We start from the raw sequence: 24425 nt of genomic DNA, 5'->3' as shown, positions 1-24425 counted from the left end.
GCGAGGCTGTGATCATGAGCCGCACCCTCGTCGAACTGCTCCGGGAGGGCCTCCCCGCCGAGGCGCTCCTCACGGATCCGGACGTCACGTCCTCGTACGCGCACGACATGGCGAGCTTCTGCGAGGCGGGCGTCCCCGCCGTCGTGGTCCTGCCGCGCACCGTCGAGGAGGTCCAGCACGTCATGCGGACCGCCACCGCGCTGCGCGTCCCCGTGGTGCCGCAGGGCGCCCGCACCGGCCTGTCCGGCGCCGCGAACGCCAGCGAGGGGTGCATCGTGCTCTCCCTCGTCAAGATGAACCGCATCCTGGAGATCAGCCCCGTCGACCGGACCGCGGTGGTCGAGCCGGGCGTCGTCAACGCCGCGCTCTCCCGCGCGGTCGGCGAGCACGGCCTCTACTACCCGCCGGATCCCTCCAGTTGGGAGATGTGCACCATCGGCGGGAACATCGGCACCGCCGCCGGGGGCCTGTGCTGCGTGAAGTACGGGGTCACCGCGGAGTACGTCCTCGGCCTCGACGTCGTCCTCGCCGACGGGCGGCTCATGAGCACCGGACGCCGCACCGCCAAGGGCGTCGCGGGATACGACCTGACCCGGCTCTTCGTCGGCTCCGAGGGCAGCCTCGGCATCGTCGTCCGCGCGGTCCTCGCGCTCAAGCCCGAGCCGCCCCGGCAGCTCGTCCTGGCCGCCGAGTTCGGCTCGGTGCAGGCCGCCTGCGACGCCGTCTGCCGGATCATGGCGGGCGGCCACGCCCCCTCGCTCCTCGAACTGATGGACCGTACGACGGTGAAGGCCGTCAACGACCTCGCCCACATGGGGCTGCCCGAGACCACCGAGGCGCTCCTGCTCGCCGCCTTCGACACCCCGGACCCGGCGGTGGACCTCGCCGCGGTGGGCGCGCTCTGCGAGGCCGCGGGCGCCACCCAGGTCGTCCCGGCCGAGGACACCGCCGAGTCCGAACTCCTCCTCCAGGCCCGGCGGTTGTCGCTCACCGCCCTCGAAGCCGTCAAGGGCAGCACGATGATCGACGACGTGTGCGTGCCGCGCTCGAAGCTCGCCGACATGCTCGACGGCGTCGAGCGCATCGCCGGGAAGTACGGCCTGACCATCGGGGTCTGCGCGCACGCCGGCGACGGGAACACCCACCCCACCGTCTGCTTCGACGCGGCCGACCCCGACGAGAGCGGGCGCGCCCGCGAATCCTTCGACGAGATCATGGCCCTCGGCCTCGAACTCGGCGGCACCATCACCGGCGAGCACGGCGTCGGCGTCCTGAAGAAGGAGTGGCTGGCGCGCGAGATCGGCCCGGTGGGCGTCGAGATGCAGCAGGCCATCAAGGCCGCCTTCGACCCGCACTCCCTGCTCAACCCGGGCAAGCTCTTCTGATCGGATTCCCTGTCCGCCCCCGTGGCGCGGGAGTTCACTCACCGTCCTTGGACTCGTCCGAGGGCCACGGGTCGCGCAGCCAGAGCTCGTCGGCACGGCCGGAGGCGGGCGCGAGCAGCTCGGCGAGGCCGTCGTCGATGCCGAGCTGCTCGGACTCGGAGCCCGGCGGGACCACCCGCAGCGTCCGCTCGAGCCAGGCGGAGACGGCGGTGGCCGGCGCCTCCAGGAGGGCGTCGCCGTCCGGCGAGCTGAGCGCCATCAGGACCACGCCGCGGCCGTCCACCTTGGTCGGCCAGACCCGCACGTCCCCGTGGCCGCACGCCCTGAAGACCCCCTCCACCAGCAGCTCGCGGGCGAACGTCCAGTTCACCGGGTGCTCGGAGCCGATGTGGAAGGCGATGTGGACGGCGTACGGGTCGTCGGTGCGGTAGGTGAGGCGGGCCGGGACGGGGATGGCCCGTTCCGGCGAGAGGACGAGTTTCAGCTCCAGTTCGCGTTCCACCACGGAGTGCATGTCGATGCCCTGCCTTTCCCTGTAGGGGCCCTGGGAGCGGACCCGTACGAGTGGAGAGCGCGAGATCGCCGGAGCATTACGCGGGTTCGGGAAAGTTTCTCCGGACCGCTGCGCGGCGGAGGCCGGGAGGGGGAGCGGAGGGGGCGGGGGATGTGTGGGGAGCGTGCCCGGAAAGTGGTCCGTGGGCCGGGAGCCGCCCGGTGGCACACGGAGGTCTGATAGATGTGGAGCCCCCAGAAGACCCCCGAGCAGATACGGGACGACGGACATGAGCGCCCCAACTCCGGCCCCAGGCGACGACCGGCCGCGCGAAGGCTACTACCCCGACCCGTCCATTCCCGGATATGTCCGGTACTGGAACGGTGCCGCCTGGGTCCCCGGTACGAGCCGTCCCGCACCGTCCGACGGCGAACCCCTCCCGGCCCCTCCCGGCGCCGGTGCCGACACGGGTGCCGTGGTCCCGCCGCCCGTGGAGGAGACGGGCCCCCACTTCTTCGACGAGGAACCGCGGACGGACCCGGGGGAGCGGCCCGAGCCCGCCTCCGCGTGGGGCGCCGACGCGGGCCGGCAGGCCGGGCTCGGCGCCGAGCAGGAGCGCGTCTCCTGGGGCGACCCGAACCAGTCCGACCCGCGCGTGCCGAGCGACGCCGCGCCCCGCGCGGAACTCCCCGAGGAGGCCGCGCGGGCGAAGGCCCCGGGGGAGACCGGGGCGCCGCACGGCGACAGCAACCCCGGCACGGTCACGATCCGCGCGGTCGAGCCCGGCGCCGCGAAGCCGGCCAGCGGCGAGGGCACGGTGACGTTCCGCCGGCCCACCGGGCCGGTGCGGCCCGCCGCGGGCAAGCCCGGCGGCCAGGGCACGCCCGCCGCCTCGCCCGGCACCGACGGCACCATGTCCATCCGCGCGATCCGCCCCAAGTCCGCCCGGCGCGGCGCGCAGACCGCCGCCGCCCAGCCCTCCGTACCGCAGCAGGGAGCCGTACCCCCGCAGACACAGCAGCCTCAGCAGCCCCAACCCCAGTCTCAGCCTCAGCCTCAACCGCAGGCCCAGCACCCGCAGCCGGACGCCGCGGCCCCGCAGCCCGCCGTGCCGCAGCAGGGCGGCGTCCCCCACCCCGTCACCTCGGGGCCCGGCGGAGGCTCGCCCTCCTGGGCCCAGCAGGTGCACCAGCTCGCGCAGCCCCCGGCCGGCCCGGCCCCCGAGCAGCACGGCGGCGAGGGACAGCCCGTCGTGCCGTGGAAGCCGGTGGCCGCCGACCCGTTCCTCGCGGTGGCGCAGGCGCAGGCCGCGGCCCGCCCGGCCGGACTCGGCAGACGCCTCGCGGCACGGCTGATCGACACCGTCGTCCTCGCCGCCGTCACCGGCGCGGCCGCGCTGCCGCTCGGCACCAAGGCCGCCGACCACATCGACGGCAAGATCGACGCGGCGAAGCTCTCCGGCGAGAAGACCACCGTCTGGCTGCTCGACGGCACCACGGCGGGCTACCTCGGCATCGTCCTCGCCGTCCTGCTGCTCTTCGGCGTCGTCTACGAGGTACTGCCCACCGCCAAGTGGGGCCGCACACCGGGCAAGAAGGTGTGCGGCGTCCAGGTGCGGGACATCGAGGAGCACGAGACGCCGACGTTCGGGGCGGCGCTCAGGCGCTGGCTGGTGTACTGCGTGCCGGGCGTGCTGGTGATCGGCGTGGTGGGCGTGGTGTGGTGCGTCTTCGACCGGCCCTGGCGCCAGTGCTGGCACGACAAGGCGGCGAACACGTTCGTCGCGGGGTGACGCCCGGGTAACCCGGTCGGCCGCTCGCCGGATGCGGAGCCGGGGCGGTCGCGGTCGACTCGGGCCATGAGCACCGAACCGCCGCAATATCCGCCGCCGGACGACGACCCGTTCAAGAAGCAGCCGCCGAACCGGCCACCGGAGGGCGGCGGCTCCCCGTACGACACCCCGCCCCCGGGCGGCGGCTCGCCCTACGGCACCCCGCCTCCGCCCTACGGCGGTGACCCGTACGGGGGCGGCAGCGGCGGGCCGGGCGGCCCCGGCGGCTACGGCGGTCCCGGTGGCTTCGGGGGGACGGATCCCCTCGCCGGAATGCCCCCGCTCGCCGACAGCGGCAAGCGTGTGCTCGCCCGCATCATCGACATGGTGCTGGTGGCCGTCGTGGTGGCCCTGCTGTCATGGGCGTTCGGCACGGCGGAGTACGACATCGACCCGGACGACGTGAACACGGGCAAGTCGTTCGGCCAGTCCCTGCTGGCCGCCGTGCTCTACATCGCGTACGACACCTTCATGATCTCCAGGACCGGGCAGACGCTCGGCAAGAAGTGGCTGGGGATGCGGGTCGCGAACCTCAACGACGGGGCCACGCCGGGAGTGCAGACCGCGCTCGCCCGCGCGGCCGTCCTCTGGCTGCCGTTCGCCTTCTGCTGCGCCTGCATCTGGACGGCGATCAGCGGCGGCTGGAGCTTCTTCGACAAGCCCTACAAACAGGGCCTGCACGACAAGGCGGCGAAGACGGTGGTGGTCAGCGTCTAGCCGCTGCCGGCGCACTCCCGGCCCCGGCCCGGCACTGCCGGGCGCGGTGGTGGCACGCTCATGCGGCGGGCCCGTGACTCACGGGCCCGCCGGTTCGCGTACCGGGTCGGCGAGCACGGAGCGCTGCGCGGGGACGCGCTCGTCGGCGGCGGCGGGCGCCGCCGTGGCGCGTGCGGCCGGCGCCGCGGGCGGTTTGGGCAGCGGCACCGTCATGGCGACCAGTAACCCGAGGCCGAGCGCGGCCAGGGATATCACCGCGATGCCGACCCCCGAGGCGGTCTGGGAGAGCAGCAGCATCGCGAGGGTCGAGACGATGACGGTCACCGAACCGTAGGTGATCTGTGCGGTGGTCGGACGTGGCATGGGACGAGGCATGACGTGATCCGTCCTCGGCAGTGATCCCCCCACGTCTTGTGGACCATGGGGGCGGATGCGGATGTGGGCACGGCTTATGCGAATCAAAGGGTGCTTGACGGCAGCGACTTGGGATGTGCCGCTTCGCGCGGTGGCGCACCGTCGATTGACTCTATTCCGCACCATGCCCGACGGGAACGGGTAGTAAGCGTGACCTAACCCACGGTGCCGCAGCACAGGGGGCGCACGGGTTCATGGCGTCCATCAAGTGGACGGTGCGGCGCGCCCGTTCGCCTGCCCCGTGGGGGAGTGCTCCGTGTCCGGATACCGGGGTCCGGCGTCTGCATAGTGCACTTGGCCTGTCCAAGTCAAGGTCTGTCTTTTCTCCCGTACTTCCGGTCGAATGTCGTCACTTGTGACGCGTACATCGCGCGCGGACCTCCTCCGACCGGGACATCGGTCCGTCACATTTCGCGCGGGCGCGGGGGAGGACAGCATCAAGTGACAGTCAGAACACGGACGTTCAGAGCCACCGCGGTGGCCGTGGCGATGGCCGCGGCCACCGCGACCTTCGCGGCAGCGACGGCTTCGGCCCAGGACGGCGCCTCGGGCGGGGCGCCGGCCGTCGACCGGCAGGACCCGTCGCGGACCAAGGCACAGGTCGACCACGACCTGGACGGTCCGTTCAGCAAGCAGCAGGCGCAGCAGCGCAAGGCGGCCCTGCAGCAGGTCGTCGCGGGCGACGCCAAGGTCCAGAAGAGGGGCGCCTCCAAGGTCGTCAAGCTCGACGACAAGAAGTACGTCGAGCTGGGCCGGGAGAAGACCGACAAGATCTTCACGATCCTGGTGGAGTTCGGGAACAAGGTCGACGACACGACCATGTACGACCCGGACGGCCCCGAGGGCCCGGAGCAGCCGGTCAAGAAGTACGGCGGCAAGCCCGGCCCGCTGCACAACAAGATAGCCAAGCCCAACAGGGCGAAGGACAACAGCACGGCCTGGCAGGCCGACTACAACAAGAAGCACTTCCAGGACCTGTACTTCGGTCAGGGCAAGGACAGCAGCGGCAAGACGAAGCACTCGCTGAAGACCTATTACGAGAAGACCTCCTCGGGCCGGTACTCGGTCGACGGCGAGGTCTCCGACTGGGTCAAGGTCGACTACAACGAGGCCCGTTACGGCTCGAACTACTGCGGCGACACCAACTGCCCGAACGTCTGGGACGCGGTCAAGGACGGCGTGACCGCCTGGGCCAAGGACCAGAAGGACAAGGGCCGCACGGACGAGCAGATCAAGGCGGACCTGGCCAAGTACGACCTCTGGGACCGCTACGACTTCGACAACGACGGCAACTTCAACGAGCCCGACGGCTACATCGACCACTTCCAACTGGTCCACGCCGGCGAGGACGAGTCGGCCGGCGGCGGCGCCGAGGGCAAGAACGCCCTGTGGGCGCACCGCTGGTACGCCTACGGCAACGACGCGGGCAAGACCGGTCCGGGCAACAACAAGGCCGGCGGCACCCAGATCGGCGACTCGGGCATCTGGGTCGGCGACTACACGATGCAGCCGGAGAACGGCGGCCTCGGCGTCTTCGCCCACGAGTACGGCCACGACCTCGGTCTGCCGGACCTCTACGACACCACGGGCAAGGGCGAGAACTCGGTCGGCTTCTGGTCGCTGATGTCGGCGGGCTCCTGGCTCGGCACCGGCAAGGACGCCATCGGTGACCTGCCGGGCGACATGACTGCCTGGGACAAGTTCCAGCTGGGCTGGCTCGACTACGCCAAGGCGAAGGCCGCGACGACCTCCGAGCACAAGCTGGGCGTCTCCGAGTACAACACCCGCCACCGTCAGGCGCTCGTCGTCGACCTGCCGAAGAAGCCCGTCACCACCACCGTCGTGAAGCCCGCCGAGGGCGCCAAGCAGTGGTGGAGCGACCAGGGCGACGACCTCAAGAACACCCTGACGCGCTCCGTCGACCTGACCGGCAAGTCCAAGGCCGAGCTCTCGCTGCAGGGCTGGTGGGACATCGAGGCCAACTACGACTACCTCTACACCGAGGTCTCGACGGACAACGGCGCCAACTGGACGCCGGTGGACGGCACCGCGGACGGCAGGCCGATCACCCGCGACGCCGGTGACAAGCCCGCGCTGACCGGCGTCTCGGGCGCGTACAAGAAGCTGGTCTTCCCGCTCGACGCCTACGCCGGCAAGAAGATCGACATCCGCTTCCGCTACGCCACGGACGGCGGCGCGGGCGGCAAGGGCTTCACGGCCGACGCGCTCGCGGTCACCGCGGACGGCACCAAGCTGTTCGAGGACGGCGCCGAGGGTGACGACAACGGCTGGACGGCGAAGGGCTTCTCGCGCATCGGTGAGTCCTTCACCAAGAAGTACGACCAGTACTACCTCGCCGAGAACCGCCAGTACGTGTCGTACGACAAGACCCTGAAGGTCGGCCCGTACAACTTCGGCTTCTCGCAGTCCCGTCCCGACTGGGTCGAGCACTACCCGTACCAGACCGGCCTGATGGTCTGGCAGTGGGACACCTCGCAGAAGGACAACAACACCAGCCAGCACCCCGGTGCGGGCCTGATCCTTCCGGTCGACGCCCACGCCAAGCCGCTGAAGTGGAAGGACGGCACGATCCTGCGCAACAAGATCCAGCCGTTCGACGCGCCCTTCAGCAAGTTCGCGACGGACGCGTTCACGCTCCACAACGCGGACGTCGCGCTGAAGATCAAGTCCCAGAAGGGTGTCCCGGTCTTCGACGACCACAAGGGCACCTACTGGTACGCGTCGAACCCCACGGGAAGCGTGAAGGTCACTGACACCAACACGCAGATCAAGATCATCAAGCAGCCCAAGGACGGCTCGACGATCACCCTCCAGGTGGGCCCCTCTAAGAAGTAATTAGCGTTTTCGCAGGTCAAGCCATGATCGGCCGTCGCCCTCTAGCGGGCGGCGGCCGATCGTGTTTAGGTGCGTCCTGTGGATTTCTTATTGACGCGGGGCCCGGCCGTGGCGGCCGGGGACCCCGTCCGATGTCTCACGGGGGTGTGACCGAGCATGTCCGCAGGAGGTTTCTGCAAGCTGCCGAACGGCAGTGTGGTGGTGGCGCTGACCCTGCCGAGCCCGTCGCCGGGCGGCGGCACGGTCAGGATGATCGTGCACGCCGTGAACCGCGCCCGAGCCCTGACCAGGCTGCGCAACCTCGGCATGCGCGCGGTGTACCTGCGCGGCAACGCGGAGCCGCCCACGCCCGACGAGGTCACGGCGGTGCTGCACCACCCCGACGGCCTGATATGGCGGACGGCGCCGGACGACGCGCGGGAGCTGTGGCACCCGATCCGAGCCCTGCGGAGGCAGGGCCGCGCCGCTCCCCACTCCCGTGGGTCAGGGGTCCCGTTCTGACAGCTCTCGTGCGTTCTGCGGGCGGCACCTTCGCTCGGGCGGCACGCAGGACCACCCAGGGGCGCGGGGAACCGCGCGCCGAGCCCCCACCGGCCCGCGGGTCAGACGACGGGCTTGCCCGTGAGCTCCACCCCGGCCGAGCGGAGCTCGGCCATCGCCGTCTCGGTGGTCGCCGCCGAGACCCCGGCCGTGAGGTCCAGAAGCACCGTCGTCCGGAACCCCTCCCGCGCCGCGTCCAGCGCGGTGGCGCGCACGCAGTGATCCGTGGCGATGCCCACCACGTCGACCTCGGTGATCTCCCGCTCGCGCAGCCACCGCGCCAGCGGCACGTCGTTCTCGTCGACGCCCTCGAAGCCGCTGTACGCCGCCGAGTGGGCGCCCTTGGAAAAGACCGCGTCGATGGCGCCGGAGGCGACCGCGGGGGCGAAGTTCGGGTGGAAGCCGATGCCCTCCGTGCCGGCCACGCAGTGCGGCGGCCAGGAGTCGACGTAGTCGGGGTGGTCGGAGAAGTGGTCGCCGGGCTCGATGTGGTGGTCGCGGGTGGCCACGACGTGGCGGTAGCCCGCCGGGGCCTGGCCGATCAGCTCGGTGATGGATGCGGCCACGTCCGCCCCGCCGGCGACCGGAAGGCTGCCGCCCTCGCAGAAGTCGTTCTGCACGTCTACGACGATCAGTGCGCGGCGCATGGCGGGTGTCCTTCGGCTCGGCAGGGCGGGGAACGGTGGGGGACTCGGCCGGATGAACCGAGCGTAGAGACTTCGCGGGCGTTGCGGGAGGGGGCGCCGGTGCGGCCACCGGTCACCGGGCGCCGCTGCGGCCCCCCGGTCGCCGGGTGTGGGCCGGGAGGCGCCCCCTCCCCACCCGTCAGACGTACTCCGTCGGGATGACCGCCTCGCCGCGCGACAGCTGCGTCGCCGACAGGGGCAGCCCGGCGCGGGCGGCGGCGTGCCGGTCACGGACGGCGTCCAGCGGCTCGCGGGCCACGACGTCGCCGCCCTTGACCAGCTCGACCAGGAGCTGCCGGTCGGCCAGGTCGGCCGGTACCGGACCGGTGCCGACCACCTCGGCCTCGGCGACCCCGTACGCGTCGGTGCGGCGCGCGGCCCACTTGCGGCCGCCCATCGAGGACTTGGCGCCGAGCGACTTCTTCGCCACCGGCTCCAGGGGCGCCTTCGGGTCGGCGGAGTGGGCGCGGGCCACCAGCTTGTAGACCATCGAGCAGGTGGGGTGCCCGGACCCGGTGACGAGCTGGGTGCCCACGCCGTACGCGTCCACGGGCGCCGCCGCGAGCGAGGCGATGGCGTACTCGTCGAGGTCGGAGGTGACGACGATCTTCGTCTTGGTCGCGCCGAGCTCGTCCAGCTCCTTGCGCACCCGGTGCGCGACGAGCAGCAGGTCACCGGAGTCGATGCGGACGGCGCCGAGCTCGGGCCCGGCGATCTCCACCGCGGTGCGGACGGCCTCGGTCACGTCGTACGTGTCCACGAGGAGCGTGGTGCCGGGGCCGAGGGAGTCCACCTGGGCCTGGAAGGCGTCGCGTTCGTTGTCGTGCAGCAGGGTGAAGGCGTGGGCGCTGGTGCCGACGGTCGGGATGCCGTAGCGGAAGCCGGCGGCGAGGTCCGACGTGGTGGTGAAGCCGCCGACGTAGGCGGCGCGGGAGGCGGCGACGGCGGCCAGCTCGTGGGTGCGGCGGGCGCCCATCTCGATCAGCGGGCGGTCCCCGGCGGCGGAGGACATCCGGGAGGCGGCGGCCGCGATGGCCGAGTCGTGGTTGAGGATGGAGAGGATCACGGTCTCCAGGAGCACGCACTCCGCGAAGGAGCCCTCGACCCGCAGGATGGGCGAGCCGGGGAAGTAGACCTCGCCCTCGGGGTAGCCCCAGATGTCGCCGCTGAAGCGGTAGCCGGCCAGCCACTCCAGGGTCGCCTCGTCGACGATGCCGCGCTCGCGCAGGAAGCCGAGGACGCCGGCGTCGAAGCGGAAGTTCTCCACGGCGTCCAGGACCCGGCCGGTTCCGGCCACCACGCCGTAGCGGCGGCCCTCGGGCAGTCTGCGGGTGAAGACCTCGAAGACCGAACGCCGGTCGCCGGTGCCCGCCTTCAGTGCGGCCTGCAACATCGTCAGCTCGTACTGGTCCGTGAAAAGCGCTGTCGACGGAACATCCACCGGCAGGCCAAGGTCCGCTGTGTTCATACGAAGGATGCTACCCCCAATCTCGTCACTCTGACGATTTCGTGGCGCGCGCGGGAGACCATTTGTGCGAGGGCCCTTCAGGGGTGGCAGCATGGGGCACGTGAGTACGGCTCCCGCAGAAATCACCCGCCCGGATTCGGACGAAGAGGCGCTCGTCGTCCCCGAGCCGGACGTTCCCTGGATCACGCTCGTGCACAACGACCCGGTCAATCTGATGAGTTACGTGACGTACGTGTTCCAGACGTACTTCGGGTACTCGAAGGAGAAGGCCACGAAGCTGATGATGGACGTCCACCAGAAGGGCCGCGCGGTCGTCTCCAGCGGTACCCGTGAGGAGATGGAGCGCGACGTGCAGGCCATGCACGGTTACGGCCTGTGGGCCACTCTTCAGCAGGACCGCAAGTAGCCGACCTCCAGCAGCGCACGGACCGGAAGCAGCGACGCATCTGATGCCAGGACAATTCGAACCGATTCCCGGGGGCGGCGCCGCCGTCGCGCTCGACGAGGTCGAGATCTCGATCATCCGTTCCCTCGCCGTGCAGCTCCTGGAGCTGATCGGGCCGGGTCCGGGCGGGGAGGTCTCCGACGACCCCCTCGCGGAGCTCTTCGCCGAGGGGCCGAGCGAGCCGCCCTCCGACCCGGTGATGCGGCGGCTGCTGCCCGACGCGTACGGCGGGCCGGGGAGTGAGGACGCCGCGCCGGGCGACGCCGAGGAGGCGCGGGCGTACTCGGCGGAGTTCCGCCGCTTCACGGAGAACGATCTGCGGGCCAAGAAGCGCGACGACGCGCTGGTGGTGATCCGTTCGCTGGACGCGATGACGGCGTCCGGCGACGGCGGAGCTGTCCTGAAACTGTCGGTCGAGGAGTCCCAGCGGTGGCTCGGCGCCCTCAACGACCTCCGGCTCGCGATCGGCACGCGCCTTGAGGTCAGCGACGAGGAGGACGCGGATCTGCTCTACCGCCTCCCGGACACCGACCCCCGCAAGCCGATGGTGATGGCCTATCTCTGGCTGGGCGGCTTGCAGGAAACGCTGGTGGGGACGTTGCTGGACTGAAACCGGGCCAAATTCGGTGCATACGGCAGCGAAATTTGTTGTAGTGGACAGGTTCTGTTCACGAGGCGGGCCGTTCGCTCAGCGGATCCTCAAATCCGGATAACGATCGCGTCAAGCCGTTGTCCGCTTTTGCGGTGTCAAGGGCGCTTTGTCCGCTTCTCCCTGTGTTCTGTGCCACAGGTGGCTCATTCCCTCACTGTTGCCCCCGTGATAAATCTTCACGACCGCTCGGTGACGCCACCCATGTCGCCGAGGGCGCTCCAGCCGGCAGACCGCCGGTAGCACTCCATCCATATCCGGGGGGATCAGGACCTGGTCCGCAGCCACAACGCAGATGTGCGGGCGCGGATCAGCATGGAGAAAGGCGTCACCATGACCTCAGTGCAGGTCGAAGAGCACCACGGCGAGCACGGCGGCAATGGTGTCGCGCAGGGCGGCTCGTCCGGCGAGGGCGAGGGCTATCAGCGCGGGCTCGGAGCCCGGCAGATCCAGATGATCGCGATCGGCGGCGCCATCGGCACCGGCCTGTTCCTCGGCGCGGGCAAGGCCATCCACAAGGCCGGCCCCAGCCTCATCCTGGCGTACGCCATCGCGGGCCTCGTCATCTTCTTCATCATGCGGGCGCTCGGCGAGCTCCTCATGTACCGGCCCGTGTCCGGCTCCTTCTCGGAGTACGCACGCGAGTTCATGGGCCCGTTCTTCGGTTTCGTGACCGGCTGGACCTACTGGCTCTTCTGGGTCGTCACCGGCATCACCGAAGTCACCGCGGCCGCCCAGTACATGCAGTACTGGACACACGACTCGTTCCCGCAATGGGCGTACGCCCTGGTCTTCACGGTCATCCTGTACGGCGCGAACCTCATCTCCGTGAAGCTCTTCGGTGAGCTGGAGTTCTGGTTCTCGATGGTCAAGGTCACCGCCATCATCGGCATGATCCTGATCTGCGTCGGCATCCTCACCATCGGCTTCTCCGACGCCGGCGACACCGCGTCCGTCACCCACCTGTGGAACGACGGCGGCTTCTTCCCCAACGGCATCGGCTCCACGCTGATGACCCTGCAGATCGTGATGTTCGCCTTCCTCGCCGTCGAGCTCGTCGGCGTCACCGCGGGCGAGTCCAAGGACCCGAAGACCGTCCTGCCCAAGGCGATCAACACCGTGCCGTGGCGCATCGCCGTCTTCTACGTCGGCGCGCTGATCATGATCCTCTCGGTCGTGCCGTGGACCTCCTTCAAGCCGGGCGTCTCGCCGTTCGTGAAGGCCTTCGAGGAGATGGGTCTCGGCGTCGGCGCCGCCATCGTGAACTTCGTGGTCCTCACCGCCGCGCTCTCCTCCTGCAACTCCGGCATGTACTCCACCGGCCGCATGCTGCGCGACCTGGCGCTCAACGGCCAGGGCCCGAAGTTCTTCACCAAGCTCACGAAGAACGGCCTGCCGCTGACCGGCACCACGGTCTCCGCCGCGTTCATGCTGGTCGGCGTCTGGATCAACTACCAGTGGCCGGGCGAGGCGTTCAACTACGTCGTCTCCTTCGCCACCATCTCCGGCATGTGGGCCTGGATCATGATCCTGGCCTGCCAGATCCGCTACCGCCGCAAGGCCGACCGCGGCGAGCTGCCGCAGTCCACCTTCCGCGCCCCGGGCGCCCCGTACACCAGCTGGTTCGCGCTGCTCTTCATCGGCATGGTCATCGTGATGATGGGCGTCGACAAGGACGCGCGGATCTCGCTCTACGCCGCCCCGGTCTGGGCCCTGATCCTCACGGTCTCCTACCTGGTGCTCAAGAGCCGCAACCCCGATGCCGCGGCGTTCACCAAGCGCAAGACCGCCGTCGACGGCTCCGTCACCGCCGGCAGCGCGCCGGTCGAGAAGGACTGACACCGGCGCCCCGACACCGGCTCTTCCGGGCCGTGTCCAGCATTCGGGCCCGCCCGTACCACACTTCGGTACGGTGCGGGCCCTCTGCTTATCCTGACTCCCATGCTGACCATCACCCAGGCCCTCCACGACCAGATCGTCGCGCACGCGCGCCAGGACCACCCCGACGAGGCGTGCGGCGTGGTCGCGGGACCGGCGGGCACCGGCCGCCCCGAGCGGTTCATCCCCATGCTGAACGCCGCGCGCTCGCCCACGTTCTACGAGTTCGACTCGGGTGACCTGCTCAAGCTCTACCGCGAGATGGACGACCGCGACGAGGAGCCGGTGATCGTCTACCACTCGCACACGGCGACCGAGGCCTACCCCTCGCGCACCGACATCACGTACGCCAACGAGCCCGGCGCGCACTACGTCCTGGTCTCCACGGCCGACACCGACGACGCAGGACCCTTCCAGTTCCGCTCGTACCGCATCGTCGACGGCGAGGTCACCGAGGAAGAGGTAAAGGTCGTACAGGCATACTGATCTTTACTCACGAGGGCGGCAGGACCCAGGAAGCCGGCGCGAATCCGGCACGGTCCCGCCACTGTGACCCCACCCCGTACCGGGGCCGGGGGTAGTCAGGAACTGACCTGCCGCCTTCCTCCACCCGACGCAGGGGACGCGGAAATCCCCTGGAGGAGGCAGCACCCCCATGTCCCGCCCCACGCGCGCCCTGCTGGCCGCGGCCCTGCTCGTCCCGCTCGCCGCGTGCTCCTCGTCCGGCCCGGCCGACGACGCGAAGCCCGCCGCCAAGGCCGCCGGATTCCCGTACACCGTCACCAACTGCGGTGTGCGCACGACGTACGAAGAGCCCCCCAAGCGCGCCGTCACCATGAACCAGCACGCCACCGAAGTGATGCTGGCACTCGGCCTCCGGAACCGGATCGTCGGCACCGCCTACCTCGACGACAAGGTCCTGCCCGCCTACGAGAAGGCGTACAAGTCGATCCCGGTGCTCGCCAAGGAGTACCCCTCCTACGAGAAGCTGCTCTCCGCCGACCCCGACTACGTGTACGGCGGCTACGCGAGCGCCTTCCAGGCCGGCGACGGCCGCAGCCGCGCCGCCCTCGCCGAGTCCGGCATCGACAGCCGCCTCAACGTCGAGAGCTGCGCCAAGCACCCCGTCTCCATGGACGACGTCTACCGCGAGGTCCGCGAGGTCGGCGCCACGTTCGGCGTGCGGGACCGCGCCGACCGGTGGATCAAGGACGCCCGGCGCGAACTGGCCGCCACCGAGGCCGAGTCCAGGGGCAGAAAGGCCCGTTCCGTCTTCGTCTACGACAGCGGCGACAAGACCGCGTTCACGGCGGGCGGCCGCGGCATCGGCAACGACATCATCAAGCGGGCGGGCGGCCGCAACGTCTTCGCCGACGTGGACAAGTCCTTCAGCGACGCGTCCTGGGAGAAGGTCGTCGAGCGCGGGCCCGAGACCATCCTCATCCTCGACTACGGCGCCACCACGGTCGCCCAGAAGAAGAAGCGCCTCCTCGACGACCCGGCCCTCCAGGACGTCCCCGCGATCAAGAACAAGAGCTTCGCGGTGCTGCCCCTGTCGGACGTGGTCACCGGCGTACGAGCACCGGAGGCGGTGAGGAAGCTGGCGGCACAGCTGTGAGGCCCATCCAGCCCGCAGGGCGACTCATCCAGCCCGTCGGGCGGATCATTCAGCCCGTGGGGCGGATCATTCAGCCCGTCCGGCGTTTGAGGACGAGCCCGAAGGGCGATCGACGGGACACACTTGGGCGGCGCACGGCCGTCCTGGCCGTCCTCACGCTCGCCCTCGCGGCAGCGACACTCGCCGGGCTCGCCCTCGGCTCCGTCCGCATCCCGCCCGGCCAGGTCCTGGAGATCCTCACGGGGCGGGCCGAACCCTCCCCGTTCCGCACCATCGTCCTGGACGTGCGGCTCCCCAGGGTCCTGCTCGGCGCCACCGTCGGCGCCGGACTCGCCGTCATCGGCACCGTCCTGCAGGCCCTCGTCCGCAACCCCCTCGCCGACCCGTTCCTGCTCGGCGTCTCCTCGGGCGCCTCCGTCGGCGCGGTCGGCGCGATCGTCCTCGGCGGATTCCTCGGCATCGGCACCACCCTGTCGACCACCGTCACCATCCCGGCCGCCTCCTTCGCGGGCGCCCTGATCTCCCTGGTCCTCGTCTACGCCCTGGCCAGAAGCGGGGGCGGCGGCTTCGCCACCGGCCGTCTGATCCTCGCGGGCGTCGCCGTCTCGTACGTCCTCTCCGCGCTGACCAGCCTCATCCTGGTCACCGCCGACACAGCGGACCAGCTCAAGGAGGTTTTGTACTGGACGCTCGGCGGACTCGGCGGCGCCCGCTGGGACATGCTCGCCCTGCCCTGCGCCACGCTGGTCCTCGGCACGGCCCTCCTCATGGTGCTGGCCCGCCCCCTCGACCTGCTCCTCGCCGGCGAGGAGGGCGCCACCGTCCTCGGCCTGGACGCCGCCCGCTTCCGCGCCGGCGTCTTCGTGCTCGCCTCGCTCCTCACCGGCGTCCTGGTCGCCTACAGCGGCGCCATCGGCTTCATCGGCCTGATGGTCCCGCACGCCGCCCGCATGCTGGTCGGCGCCGCCCACCGCGCGCTGCTGCCGGTGGTCGCCCTGATGGGCGCCGTCTTCCTGGTCGCCGCCGACCTCGCCGCGCGCACCGTCGCCGCCCCGCAGGACATCCCCGTCGGCGTCCTCACCGCGCTGACCGGCGGCCCGTTCTTCCTCTGGCTGCTGCGGCGGCGTACCGAAGGAGCACCCGCGTGAATCCCGCCGCGCCCGCCGCCGCGCTGCGCACCGAAGGCCTCTCGTACGAGACCGACGGCAGGCTCCTCGTCGACGCCGTCGACCTCACCGCCGCCCCCGGCGAGACCGTCGGCGTCGTCGGCCCCAACGGCAGCGGCAAGACGACTTTGCTGCGCTGCGTCTACGGCACCCTGCGCCCCACCGCGGGCCGCGCCCTCCTGGACGGCGACGACCTGCACACGATGACCCCGAAGGCGCGGGCCCGGCGCCTGGCCACCGTCCCGCAGGACGGGCAGGCGGCCTTCGAGCTGACCGTCCGGCAGGTGGTCGCGATGGGCCGCTCCCCGCACAAGCGGTTCTGGGAGGCGGACACGGCCGCCGACGAGGAACTCGTCGCCGCGGCGCTCGCCCGCGTCGGCGTCGAGGAGCTCGCCCACCGCCCCTTCCCCTCGCTCTCCGGCGGCGAGCGCCAGCGCGCCCTGGTGGCCCGCGCCCTGGTGCAGCAGCCCGCCCTCGTCGTCCTCGACGAACCCACCAACCACCTGGACATCCGCTACCAGCTCGACATCCTCTCCTTCGTGCGGGGCCTGGGGACGACGAACCTCCTCGCCCTGCACGACCTGAACCTCGCCGCGTACTACTGCGACCGCATCCTCGTCCTCGACGGCGGCCGCCTCGTCGCCTCAGGGACGCCGAAGGAGGTCCTCACCGCCGAGCTCCTGGCCACCGTGTACGGGGTGACGGCCGAGGTCAGCACCCATCCGCTGACCGGCGCCCCGACCGTCGTCTATCTGCCGCCGCCCGCATCCTGAACGGTTTCCGTCCACCAGCTGAGATCACATTCCGGGATCCGGACCGGGAATCGATACGATGACCGCATGGTTCCCCACGACGTGAGCGAAAAGACGCCGGGCGCACTGCTCGTTGCGCGGCTGCACGTCGACCTGTGCCGCCTCGCCAGCGCGATCTGTTCCCGCTGAACCGTGCCGCCGCACGGCCGCGGGCCGCGGCGCCGCACCTCCGTACACGGCGCACCACCCGCAAGCACAGCGCCGCCGCGCGCCCACCACCCGCACTTCTCGACGCACCTCTTCACTCCCGACAGGAGCCCAGCATGGCCATCGAGGTCCGCATCCCGACCATCCTCCGCACCTACACCGACGGCGCCAAGGCCGTCGAGGGCAGCGGCGACACCCTCGCCGAGCTCCTCACCGACCTCGACTCGCGCCACGCAGGCATCGCCGAGCGCATCGTCGACGGCGACAAGCTGCGCCGCTTCGTGAACGTGTACCTGAACGACGAGGACGTCCGCTTCCTCGACGGCATCTCCACGAAGCTCACCGACGGCGACAACGTCACGATCCTGCCGGCCGTCGCCGGCGGCATGGTCTAGGCCCGATCCCGGATGCCTCGTCACGACTCCCCGCTCGCCGCGGTCGGCAACACGCCGCTCGTCCGGCTGCCCCGCCTGTCCCCCTCGGAGGACGTACGGATCTGGGCCAAGCTGGAGGACCGCAACCCGACCGGCTCCATCAAGGACCGGCCGGCCCTCCACATGGTCGAACAGGCCGAGAAGGACGGCCGGTTGACGCCCGGCTGCACGATCCTGGAGCCGACCTCGGGCAACACCGGCATCTCGCTCGCCATGGCGGCCAAGCTCAAGGGCTACCGCATCGTGTGCGTCATGCCGGAGAACACCTCACAGGAACGGCGCGACCTGCTCGCCATGTGGGGCGCCGAGATCATCTCCTCCCCGGCCGCCGGCGGCTCCAACACCGCCGTCCGCGTCGCCAAGGAGCTCTCCGCCGAGCACCCGGACTGGGTGATGCTCTACCAGTACGGCAACCCCGACAACGCGGGCGCCCATTACGCCACGACCGGCCCCGAGATCCTCACGGATCTCCCCTCCGTCACCCACTTCGTGGCCGGCCTCGGCACCACCGGCACCCTCATGGGCGTCGGCCGCTACCTGCGCGAACAGAAGCCGGACATCAAGATCGTCGCGGCCGAGCCGCGCTACGACGACCTCGTCTACGGCCTGCGCAACCTCGACGAGGGTTTCGTCCCCGAGCTGTACGACGCCTCCGTCCTGACCACCCGCTTCTCCGTCGGCTCCGCCGACGCGGTCACCCGCACCCGCCAACTCCTCCAGGAGGAGGGCATCTTCGCGGGCGTCTCCACGGGCGCCGCGCTGCACGCCGCCATCGGCGTCGGCAACAAGGCCGTCAAGGCGGGCGAGAGCGCCGACATCGTCTTCGTCGTCGCCGACGGCGGCTGGAAGTACCTCTCGACGGGCGTCTACACCGCGGCCACCACGGAAGAGGCCATCGAGACGCTGCAGGGCCAGCTCTGGGCCTAGCCGCGGGCCCCACCGCCCCGCACCACCCGTACACCGCCGCTGCCCGGACCGGTTCTCCGGCCCGGGCAGCGGCACGTTCCGCTTCTCACCCCGCCAAGTACTTCACCTGATCCCAGAGGACCGGATCCACCACCCCGGCGCGCCGCCGGAACTCCCACAGCGGCACCTCCCGCAGCTCGTCCGTCTCCAGGAAACTCGGCCGCCCCCGCGCGTCACCCACCGCACCAGGCGGCAGCGTGATCACACCCGCCCGCTCGTCGTGGTACTTGCTCGTGATCTTCGCGACCCGCGCGGTGCGCCCGCGCACCGACAGGACCAGACACGGCCGGTCCTTGCCGCCGGGCCCGTCCTCGTACGGCACCCGCGCCCACCAGATCTCCGCAGGCCGCGGCGCGGGCAACCGCCCCCGCGGCCCCCGCGGCGGCCGCGTGCCGCCCGGCGGCCGGGAACTGGACACACGCGGCCCGCGCCCCCAGCCGTCCACCAACGTGACGACGAGCGCGAGCACCACCACGGCGGCCAGCGCGAGCCACCAGGACGTGTCCATGGGTCCGACGGTACCGGCGCACGCCCCCCACCGCCCACCACGTCCCGCACGCCCCAAGAGCCCCCCGAACCGGTGACAGCGCAGGTGAGTTCCCCCACAACGACCCACGACGGAGGAGCGACCAGGCCTTTTGCGCCTTACGCTCGACGGACCGCACACCACCCCCAGACTCTCCTGCCAGCGCGGAGGTTCCAGCTTCATGAAGCTCACCGTCGTCGGCTGCTCGGGGTCGTTTCCGTCCGCGGACTCGGCCTGCTCGAGCTACCTCGTCGAGGCCGACGGCTTCCGGTTGCTGCTCGACATGGGCAACGGCGCCCTCGGCGAGCTGCAGCGCCACATCGGTCTGTACGACCTGGACGCGGTCTTCCTCAGCCACCTGCACGCCGACCACTGCATCGACATGTGCGCGTACTTCGTGGCCCGCTACTACCGGCACGAGGGCGGCCGCTGCGCCCCCATCCCGGTCTTCGGCCCCGAGGGCACCGAACAGCGTCTGACCACCGCGTACGCCGACACGCCCACCGCCTCCTCGATGAGCGAGGTCTTCGACTTCCACACGGTCAAGCCGGGCTCCTTCGACATCGGCCCGTTCGCCGTGCGCACCGAGAAGATGTGCCACCCCGTCGAGGCCTACGCCATCCGCGTCGAACACGGCGGGAAGTCCCTCACCTACTCGGGGGACACCGGCCCCTGCGAGCCCCTGGACAAGCTCGCCGAGGACACCGACCTCTTCCTCTGCGAAGCGGCCTTCACGCACGGCAAGGAGAACATCCCCGACCTGCACCTGAACGGCCGCGAGGCGGGCGAGTCCGCCCGGCGCGCCCGTGCGGGAAGGTTGCTGCTCACGCACATCCCGCCGTGGACGGACCCCCAGGTCAACCTCGCCGACGCCCGCGCCGTGTACGACGGCCCGACCGCCCTCGCCGCGCCCCGCGTGACGTACGAGATCTGACGGTCCCGACGGGTCAGGCCCGCCGGAAACCGCGGCCGCCGAGCGCCATCCGGTTCCACGTGTGGCGGCGGCCGCGGACCGCCACCGAGTAGTCGTACATGACCTCCGGGTCGCACATCCCCGGCAGGAACGAGTCCCCGAAGTGGTGGGCGTCGACGCCCACCTCCTTCGCCGTCAGGGCCAGTTGGGGCACGACGTTCGCGTGGCTGCCCTCCTGGCTGGTGCCGATCGCGCCCATCACCACCGCGCCCGCCTCCTGCACCGCCGCCACCGCCTCGGCCGCCAGCTCCCGGGTGACCCCCGGCAGCGTGCCGGGCAGCGGCAGTACCACCCCGTCGGCACCCGCCTCCACCAGCGACGTCAGCCGCCCCACCGTGACCCGCTCCGGATGACCCGCGTGGTGCATCTTGCCGCTCCACAGCGCCACGTCGTCACCGAGCCCGGCCCGCAGCTCCTCGGTGACCCGCGCCAGCCCCTCGTACGAGCCGCCCGTGCCCGGATTGGCCGTCAGGCAGAGCATCGCCGCGCCCATGTCCACGAGGCGCCTGGCGTACTCGGGCTTCGCGCGGCGGATCTCGGGGACGTCGCCCGGCTCCAGGTTGATGCCGACGGGGCGGCCGATGTACGCGGCGAGGTCGGCGATGGAGGCGAAGGTGCCGAGGCCCGGCAGGTCGAGGCGCTCGCCGTCCCAGGCGCGCTCGATGAGGTTCAGTACGACGATGTCGGCGCCGAAGGCCGCCACCAGCTCGGCGTTGTGCACGCCCGGCATGCCCGGCACCGGGACCAGGACGGCGCGGTCGGCGAAGACCTCGGCGACCATCGTGCGGCCCTCGGCGGCGGCCACCGAGGCGGTCAGGGCGCGGCCGCGCAGGGCGGCGAGGCGCTCGCGGTCGAGGTCGAGGATGCGGGGGGCGGGTCGGTCGCTGTGCTGGTCGCTCATGGTTCGACCGTATGCGGCCGGGCACGGCGAAGCCCCTCGCCGTTGGTACCGATGGCGAGGGGCTTACGTCCCCGGAAGTCCGGGCAGGGGCCGGGCGGAGGCTACTTCGCCTCGGCCTTCTGGAGCTCGGCGAGCTCCTCGTCGGACTCGCGGCCCGGCGTCGGCAGGTTGAACTTGGTGATCGCGAAGCGGAAGACCACGTAGTAGACCGCCGCGAAGCAGAGGCCGACCAGGGCCAGGCCCCACGGGTTCTTCGCGATGCCGAGGTTCAGGAAGAAGTCGACCGCGCCTGCCGAGAAGCCGAAGCCGTCCTTCATGCCCAGCGCCCAGGTCAGCGCCATGGAGATACCGGTGAGCACCGCGTGGATCGCGTACAGGACCGGCGCGATGAACATGAAGGTGAACTCGATCGGCTCGGTCACACCGGTCACGAAGGCGGTGAGCGCGAGCGAGAACATCATGCCGCCGACGACCTTGCGGCGCTCGGGACGGGCGCAGTGCACGATCGCGAGGCAGGCGGCCGGCAGGGCGAACATCATGATCGGGAAGAAGCCGGTCATGAACTGGCCCGCGGACGGGTCGTGGTGCAGGAAGCGCGCGATGTCGCCGTGGTAGTCCACGCCGCCGTCGTTGTACGTGCCCGCCTGGAACCACGGGAAGGAGTTCAGGAGGTGGTGCATGCCCACGGGGATCAGCGCGCGGTTGGCGACACCGAAGACACCCGCGCCGACGGCGCCGGACCCGACGAGCCACTCACTGAAGTTGTGGATGCCGGTGCCGAGGACCGGCCAGATCAGACCGAAGACGATGCCCGCGACCAGGCCCGCGAAGGCGGAGAGGATCGGGACGAGACGGCGGCCGCCGAAGAAGCCGGCCCAGTCGGGCAGCTTGGTCCGGTAGAACTTCTGGTACAGCAGGGCGACGATGATGCCCATGACGACGCCGCCGAGCACACCGGCGTTGACCGGGGCCTCGTTCATGACGATCTTGCCGTCGACGACGGAGGCGACCTTCGGCAGGTTCTTGTCCGTGAAGGTGGCGAGCACCTTCTGGAAGACCAGGTAGCCGGTGACGGCCGCGAGGGCCGTCGAGCCGTCCGACTTCTTGGCGAAGCCGATCGCGATGCCGACGCAGAACAGCAGCGCCATGTTGTCGAGCAGCGCGCCACCGCCCGCGGCCATGTAGCTCGCGAGCTTGTTGATGAAGGTCGGGAACGACTCCTTGCCGAGCATGTCGTCCTGGCCGAAGCGGACCAGGAGGGCTGCGGCGGGCAGCACGGCGACCGGCAGCATGAGGCTGCGGCCGATGCGCTGCATGACAGCCATCACGCCGGCGCCCTTCTTCTTCTCGGCCGCGGGGGCGGACTTGGCCGTGGACACAACTTCCTCCAGTGGGCAAGGCGCCGCCTGGGGACAGGGAAGTGGGGGACGGCGGCGTCTCCGGGGGACGCGGCGAGATGGCCGCGTGGTCTACACCAATTAGTGGTGTAGACCTGTTGTAGCACGGTGAAGGTGACGTAAGGAACCCGCGATTCCTGTGGGGTCCGCCATATCCGGACATGGCAGCCGAAAGACCCCCGGACCAGAGGTCCGAGGGCCTGACATAGGGGAGGAGAAGCGCGCCCCGCGCGACGAATTATGCCTTCGTCTGCTCCCTGTCCAACGCCTCCGCCTCCTCCTCCGGTTCACGTCCCGGAGTGTGCAGATCGAACTTCGTGATGACGAAGCGGAATAGCGCGTAGTACACCACGGCGAAGCACAGACCGATCGGAATGATCAGCCACGGCTTGGTCGCCAGACTCCAGTTGATGACGTAGTCGATCAGCCCCGCGGAGAAGCTGAAGCCGTCCTTCACCCCCAGCCCCCACGTCACCGCCATCGACACACCGGTCAGCACCGCGTGGATCGCGTACAGCAGCGGCGCGATGAAGAGGAACGAGTACTCGATCGGCTCGGTGATGCCCGTGACGAACGACGTCAGACCGACCGAGAGCATCAGGCCGCCGACCACCTTGCGGCGCTCCGGGCGCGCGCAGTGCGTGATCGCGAGGGCCGCCGCGGGCAGCGCGAACATCATGATCGGGAAGAAGCCCGAGGTGAACTGGCCCGCCGTCGGGTCGCCCGCGAGGAAGCGGTTGATGTCGCCGTGCACCATCGTGCCGTCCGGCTTGGTGTAGTCGCCGAACTGGAACCAGACGAACGTGTTCAGGAACTGGTGCAGACCCACCGTGAGCAGCGCGCGGTTGGCGACGCCGAAGATGCCCGAGCCCAGCCAGCCGAGATCGACGAGCCACTTGGAGAAGCTGGTCAGCGCGTCACCGATGGGCGGCCAGACCCAGACGCAGAGCCCGGCGAAGACCAGGCCGACGAAGGCCATGATGATCGGCACGAGACGGCGGCCGTTGAAGAAGCCGAGCCAGTCCACCAGCTTCACGCGGTGGTAGCGCTGCCAGAACCAGAAGGCGAGCAGCCCCATCACGATGCCGCCGAAGACCCCGGGATTCTGGTACGCGGCCTGCGCGACCGTGCCGTCCTCGGCCACGCACACCCCGCTCCACATGCCCGCCCCGCCGAAGACGGTGTCCTTCGGGCAGTCGTCGGGGAAGGCGCGCAGCACCGCGTAGTAGACGAGGAACCCGGCGACCGCGGCGAGCGCCGTGGAGCCGTCCGCCTTCTTCGCCATGCCGATCGCGACACCGATGCAGAACAGCAGCGGCAGACCGAGCGTGGAGTCGAGCAGCGAACCGCCCGCGGCCGCGAAGACCTTGGCGACATTGGTCCAGCCGAGGCCGTCGTCGCCGAACACGTCGGGCTGGCCGAGCCGGTTCAGGATGCCGGCGGCGGGCAGCACGGCGATCGGCAGCTGGAGGCTGCGGCCCATCTTCTGCAGGCCCTGGAACAGCCCGTTCCACCACTTCTTCTGCGGCACCGCGGAGGCTGCGGAACTCATCGGCGTCCCTCCCGGAACAAGCCAGGTTTGGCGGTCGTTGAAAACTGGTGTAGACCAGTTGCGGAACGGTGGGGCACCACCCGGTGAGGGACGGCACCTTGATCGTCATCATTGGGTACGACTGCCGTAACCGCCCGCGAAGATGGTCCAACCGTGCGTTACCGTGACAAAGCGGACCGACGGTGGGTCGAACGCCGCGACCTATGGCTGCACACCCCCGGGGCGACCCCGGACCCCCAGCCGCGAGAAAACAGGGAGAAACACCATGGCCACCAAGGCTGAGAAGATCGTTGCCGGGCTCGGCGGCATCGACAACATCGAAGAGGTCGAGGGCTGCATCACCCGCCTCCGCACCGAGGTCAAGGACCCCGGCCTGGTCGACGACGCCGCCCTGAAGGCCGCAGGCGCCCACGGCGTCGTCAAGATGGGCACCGCGATCCAGGTCGTCATCGGCACCGACGCCGACCCGATCGCCGCCGACATCGAAGACATGATGTGAGTTCCTGAACTCGCGCGACGAGGGGCCCTCCCGCCACGGGAAGGGCCCCTCGCCCATGTCCCGATAGGCTCG

General features: G+C 70.5%; 25 protein-coding genes and 1 riboswitch. Of the genes, 17 read left to right on the top strand and 8 right to left on the bottom strand.

The window, feature by feature from the left end:
* Window positions 1-14: 14 nt before the first annotated feature.
* Complete coding sequence (locus ACZ7DY_RS13940) at window positions 15-1385, top strand: FAD-binding oxidoreductase (protein ID WP_471134207.1); 1371 nt, start codon at window positions 15-17, stop codon at window positions 1383-1385.
* Window positions 1386-1419: 34 nt separating this feature from the next.
* On the opposite strand, the gene ACZ7DY_RS13935 is transcribed toward ACZ7DY_RS13940, so the two are convergent.
* Window positions 1420-1899, bottom strand: a complete 480-nt coding sequence (locus tag ACZ7DY_RS13935; RefSeq protein ID WP_471134206.1) for an SsgA family sporulation/cell division regulator — start codon at window positions 1897-1899, stop codon at window positions 1420-1422.
* A gap of 268 nt (window positions 1900-2167) precedes the next feature.
* On the opposite strand from ACZ7DY_RS13935, the gene ACZ7DY_RS13930 reads away from it, so the two are divergent.
* Together ACZ7DY_RS13930 and ACZ7DY_RS13925 are read left to right on the top strand one after the other, a co-directional pair.
* Entirely contained in the window at window positions 2168-3670 is a 1503-nt protein-coding gene (locus ACZ7DY_RS13930; RefSeq protein WP_471134203.1) for an RDD family protein, read from the top strand.
* A gap of 66 nt (window positions 3671-3736) precedes the next feature.
* Window positions 3737-4426 carry an RDD family protein gene (locus tag ACZ7DY_RS13925; RefSeq protein ID WP_471134201.1) on the top strand — a complete coding sequence of 230 codons (690 nt, stop codon included), beginning with the start codon at window positions 3737-3739 and terminating at the stop codon, window positions 4424-4426.
* A gap of 78 nt (window positions 4427-4504) precedes the next feature.
* Here ACZ7DY_RS13925 and ACZ7DY_RS13920 read toward each other — a convergent pair whose 3' ends face one another.
* On the bottom strand, window positions 4505-4789 hold the full coding sequence (locus ACZ7DY_RS13920) for a hypothetical protein (RefSeq protein ID WP_471134198.1): 285 nt from the start codon (window positions 4787-4789) through the stop codon (window positions 4505-4507).
* Window positions 4790-5281: 492 nt separating this feature from the next.
* Here ACZ7DY_RS13920 and ACZ7DY_RS13915 point away from each other — a divergent pair, with 492 nt between their 5' ends.
* Window positions 5282-7696 (top strand): immune inhibitor A domain-containing protein, encoded by a 2415-nt coding sequence (locus ACZ7DY_RS13915; RefSeq protein WP_471134196.1) that lies wholly within the window; start codon window positions 5282-5284, stop codon window positions 7694-7696.
* Between the two features lie 156 nt (window positions 7697-7852).
* A complete protein-coding gene (locus ACZ7DY_RS13910; protein WP_471134193.1) occupies window positions 7853-8197 on the top strand; it encodes a hypothetical protein in 345 nt (114 codons plus the stop codon).
* 101 nt (window positions 8198-8298) lie between these two features.
* Here ACZ7DY_RS13910 and ACZ7DY_RS13905 read toward each other — a convergent pair whose 3' ends face one another.
* Both ACZ7DY_RS13905 and ACZ7DY_RS13900 read right to left on the bottom strand, forming a co-directional pair.
* Complete coding sequence (locus ACZ7DY_RS13905; protein WP_471134191.1) at window positions 8299-8883, bottom strand: nicotinamidase; 585 nt, start codon at window positions 8881-8883, stop codon at window positions 8299-8301.
* A 178-nt stretch (window positions 8884-9061) separates the two neighbouring features.
* Entirely contained in the window at window positions 9062-10390 is a 1329-nt protein-coding gene (locus ACZ7DY_RS13900) for a nicotinate phosphoribosyltransferase (RefSeq protein ID WP_471134188.1), read from the bottom strand.
* 91 nt (window positions 10391-10481) lie between these two features.
* On the opposite strand from ACZ7DY_RS13900, the gene clpS reads away from it, so the two are divergent.
* The 10 genes from clpS (at window position 10482) to ACZ7DY_RS13850 (ending at window position 18466) form a co-directional block, all read left to right on the top strand.
* Complete coding sequence (gene clpS / locus ACZ7DY_RS13895; protein ID WP_471134186.1) at window positions 10482-10796, top strand: ATP-dependent Clp protease adapter ClpS; 315 nt, start codon at window positions 10482-10484, stop codon at window positions 10794-10796.
* Between the two features lie 43 nt (window positions 10797-10839).
* Window positions 10840-11445, top strand: coding sequence for a DUF2017 domain-containing protein (locus ACZ7DY_RS13890; protein WP_471134183.1), 606 nt, complete (start codon window positions 10840-10842; stop codon window positions 11443-11445).
* Between the two features lie 372 nt (window positions 11446-11817).
* On the top strand, window positions 11818-13323 hold the full coding sequence (locus tag ACZ7DY_RS13885) for an amino acid permease (protein WP_471134181.1): 1506 nt from the start codon (window positions 11818-11820) through the stop codon (window positions 13321-13323).
* Between the two features lie 102 nt (window positions 13324-13425).
* Window positions 13426-13848, top strand: coding sequence for a M67 family metallopeptidase (locus ACZ7DY_RS13880; protein WP_471134178.1), 423 nt, complete (start codon window positions 13426-13428; stop codon window positions 13846-13848).
* Window positions 13849-13851: 3 nt separating this feature from the next.
* A riboswitch (cobalamin riboswitch) is annotated at window positions 13852-13973 on the top strand.
* Between the two features lie 44 nt (window positions 13974-14017).
* Window positions 14018-14980, top strand: a complete 963-nt coding sequence (locus ACZ7DY_RS13875) for an ABC transporter substrate-binding protein (protein ID WP_471134176.1) — start codon at window positions 14018-14020, stop codon at window positions 14978-14980.
* A gap of 86 nt (window positions 14981-15066) precedes the next feature.
* The gene (locus ACZ7DY_RS13870; RefSeq protein ID WP_471134173.1) at window positions 15067-16128 is read left to right on the top strand and encodes a FecCD family ABC transporter permease; all 1062 of its coding nucleotides are present in this window, start codon (window positions 15067-15069) and stop codon (window positions 16126-16128) included.
* Entirely contained in the window at window positions 16125-16919 is a 795-nt protein-coding gene (locus ACZ7DY_RS13865) for an ABC transporter ATP-binding protein (RefSeq protein ID WP_471134170.1), read from the top strand. Before ACZ7DY_RS13870 ends, ACZ7DY_RS13865 begins: the two co-directional genes overlap by 4 nt.
* 66 nt (window positions 16920-16985) lie before the next feature.
* Window positions 16986-17087 (top strand): putative leader peptide, encoded by a 102-nt coding sequence (locus tag ACZ7DY_RS13860; RefSeq protein WP_355816933.1) that lies wholly within the window; start codon window positions 16986-16988, stop codon window positions 17085-17087.
* A 134-nt stretch (window positions 17088-17221) separates the two neighbouring features.
* A complete protein-coding gene (locus ACZ7DY_RS13855; protein WP_471134167.1) occupies window positions 17222-17500 on the top strand; it encodes a MoaD/ThiS family protein in 279 nt (92 codons plus the stop codon).
* A gap of 12 nt (window positions 17501-17512) precedes the next feature.
* On the top strand, window positions 17513-18466 hold the full coding sequence (locus ACZ7DY_RS13850; protein WP_471134164.1) for a PLP-dependent cysteine synthase family protein: 954 nt from the start codon (window positions 17513-17515) through the stop codon (window positions 18464-18466).
* An 85-nt stretch (window positions 18467-18551) separates the two neighbouring features.
* Here ACZ7DY_RS13850 and ACZ7DY_RS13845 read toward each other — a convergent pair whose 3' ends face one another.
* The gene (locus tag ACZ7DY_RS13845; protein ID WP_471134163.1) at window positions 18552-19013 is read right to left on the bottom strand and encodes a type II toxin-antitoxin system PemK/MazF family toxin; all 462 of its coding nucleotides are present in this window, start codon (window positions 19011-19013) and stop codon (window positions 18552-18554) included.
* A 199-nt stretch (window positions 19014-19212) separates the two neighbouring features.
* On the opposite strand from ACZ7DY_RS13845, the gene ACZ7DY_RS13840 reads away from it, so the two are divergent.
* Entirely contained in the window at window positions 19213-19965 is a 753-nt protein-coding gene (locus ACZ7DY_RS13840; RefSeq protein WP_471134161.1) for an MBL fold metallo-hydrolase, read from the top strand.
* A 13-nt stretch (window positions 19966-19978) separates the two neighbouring features.
* Here the strand turns inward: ACZ7DY_RS13840 and ACZ7DY_RS13835 are convergent, their stop codons facing one another.
* The 3 genes from ACZ7DY_RS13835 to ACZ7DY_RS13825 form a co-directional block, all read right to left on the bottom strand.
* Window positions 19979-20905: a DUF7916 family protein gene (locus tag ACZ7DY_RS13835; RefSeq protein WP_471134158.1), complete on the bottom strand. Its 927-nt coding sequence runs from the start codon at window positions 20903-20905 to the stop codon at window positions 19979-19981.
* 101 nt (window positions 20906-21006) lie between these two features.
* Entirely contained in the window at window positions 21007-22284 is a 1278-nt protein-coding gene (locus ACZ7DY_RS13830; RefSeq protein ID WP_471134156.1) for a PTS transporter subunit EIIC, read from the bottom strand.
* Window positions 22285-22540: 256 nt separating this feature from the next.
* Entirely contained in the window at window positions 22541-23854 is a 1314-nt protein-coding gene (locus tag ACZ7DY_RS13825; RefSeq protein WP_471134154.1) for a PTS transporter subunit EIIC, read from the bottom strand.
* A 142-nt stretch (window positions 23855-23996) separates the two neighbouring features.
* On the opposite strand from ACZ7DY_RS13825, the gene ACZ7DY_RS13820 reads away from it, so the two are divergent.
* The gene (locus ACZ7DY_RS13820; RefSeq protein WP_471134152.1) at window positions 23997-24353 is read left to right on the top strand and encodes a PTS sugar transporter subunit IIB; all 357 of its coding nucleotides are present in this window, start codon (window positions 23997-23999) and stop codon (window positions 24351-24353) included.
* Window positions 24354-24425 lie beyond the last annotated feature (72 nt).

This window comes from Streptomyces sp. NPDC037013 (assembly GCF_055607265.1).
The sequence above is the reverse complement of the archived record's forward strand: the minus strand, read 5'-3'. Positions and strand labels throughout refer to the sequence as shown.

Bases quoted from the DNA above. Each gene is read 5' to 3' on its own strand.
- ACZ7DY_RS13940 (WP_471134207.1), top strand. From the start codon at position 15: ATGAGCCGCACCCTCGTCGAACTGCTCCGGGAGGGCCTCCCCGCCGAG.
- ACZ7DY_RS13935 (WP_471134206.1), bottom strand. From the start codon at position 1,899: ATGCACTCCGTGGTGGAACGCGAACTGGAGCTGAAACTCGTCCTCTCG.
- ACZ7DY_RS13930 (WP_471134203.1), top strand. From the start codon at position 2,168: ATGAGCGCCCCAACTCCGGCCCCAGGCGACGACCGGCCGCGCGAAGGC.
- ACZ7DY_RS13925 (WP_471134201.1), top strand. From the start codon at position 3,737: ATGAGCACCGAACCGCCGCAATATCCGCCGCCGGACGACGACCCGTTC.
- ACZ7DY_RS13920 (WP_471134198.1), bottom strand. From the start codon at position 4,789: ATGCCACGTCCGACCACCGCACAGATCACCTACGGTTCGGTGACCGTC.
- ACZ7DY_RS13910 (WP_471134193.1), top strand. From the start codon at position 7,853: ATGTCCGCAGGAGGTTTCTGCAAGCTGCCGAACGGCAGTGTGGTGGTG.
- ACZ7DY_RS13905 (WP_471134191.1), bottom strand. From the start codon at position 8,883: ATGCGCCGCGCACTGATCGTCGTAGACGTGCAGAACGACTTCTGCGAG.
- ACZ7DY_RS13900 (WP_471134188.1), bottom strand. From the start codon at position 10,390: ATGAACACAGCGGACCTTGGCCTGCCGGTGGATGTTCCGTCGACAGCG.
- clpS (WP_471134186.1), top strand. From the start codon at position 10,482: ATGGGGCACGTGAGTACGGCTCCCGCAGAAATCACCCGCCCGGATTCG.
- ACZ7DY_RS13890 (WP_471134183.1), top strand. From the start codon at position 10,840: ATGCCAGGACAATTCGAACCGATTCCCGGGGGCGGCGCCGCCGTCGCG.
- ACZ7DY_RS13885 (WP_471134181.1), top strand. From the start codon at position 11,818: ATGACCTCAGTGCAGGTCGAAGAGCACCACGGCGAGCACGGCGGCAAT.
- ACZ7DY_RS13880 (WP_471134178.1), top strand. From the start codon at position 13,426: ATGCTGACCATCACCCAGGCCCTCCACGACCAGATCGTCGCGCACGCG.
- ACZ7DY_RS13875 (WP_471134176.1), top strand. From the start codon at position 14,018: ATGTCCCGCCCCACGCGCGCCCTGCTGGCCGCGGCCCTGCTCGTCCCG.
- ACZ7DY_RS13860 (WP_355816933.1), top strand. From the start codon at position 16,986: ATGGTTCCCCACGACGTGAGCGAAAAGACGCCGGGCGCACTGCTCGTT.
- ACZ7DY_RS13855 (WP_471134167.1), top strand. From the start codon at position 17,222: ATGGCCATCGAGGTCCGCATCCCGACCATCCTCCGCACCTACACCGAC.
- ACZ7DY_RS13850 (WP_471134164.1), top strand. From the start codon at position 17,513: ATGCCTCGTCACGACTCCCCGCTCGCCGCGGTCGGCAACACGCCGCTC.
- ACZ7DY_RS13845 (WP_471134163.1), bottom strand. From the start codon at position 19,013: ATGGACACGTCCTGGTGGCTCGCGCTGGCCGCCGTGGTGGTGCTCGCG.
- ACZ7DY_RS13840 (WP_471134161.1), top strand. From the start codon at position 19,213: ATGAAGCTCACCGTCGTCGGCTGCTCGGGGTCGTTTCCGTCCGCGGAC.
- ACZ7DY_RS13835 (WP_471134158.1), bottom strand. From the start codon at position 20,905: ATGAGCGACCAGCACAGCGACCGACCCGCCCCCCGCATCCTCGACCTC.
- ACZ7DY_RS13825 (WP_471134154.1), bottom strand. From the start codon at position 23,854: ATGAGTTCCGCAGCCTCCGCGGTGCCGCAGAAGAAGTGGTGGAACGGG.
- ACZ7DY_RS13820 (WP_471134152.1), top strand. From the start codon at position 23,997: ATGGTCCAACCGTGCGTTACCGTGACAAAGCGGACCGACGGTGGGTCG.